The following is a 320-nucleotide window of genomic DNA, read 5'->3' on the forward strand; positions in this document are numbered from 1 at the left end:
CATCAAGACAGCCAGACTCTCACCGTCAGCATAGCAGCCTCAAGGATAAACAGACGCTCCGTTCGTGACCGGTTTCGTCCGTGGCCGTTTTGCAGCAAACAGCCCCCGGCACAGACGGCACAGACAACAAAAGCTTTTAACCATCATCAGGCTGACTTTGCTGCGGCAACGGGGCAAAGTACTCAGGTAAGAAATAACAGGTGCTTTGGCAACCATATGCTGTTTAAAAATCAGTCAACTTTTGCAAATGCGGTGGTTTTTGCAACCACCTTGGCAAGCCATTGTTTTATAATAATTTTTTACAAGGAGGGGTAGAAAAC

1 protein-coding gene is annotated in these 320 nt (G+C 47.2%); it reads left to right on the forward strand.

Annotated features, from left to right (window positions below):
• On the forward strand, positions 1-315 hold a 315-nt coding region (locus tag Q4563_RS18195), incomplete at its 5' end, for a hypothetical protein (protein ID WP_303605503.1).
• Between the last annotated feature and the right edge of the window lie 5 nt (positions 316-320).

It is taken from the genome of Gilvimarinus sp. 1_MG-2023 (genome assembly GCF_030548285.1).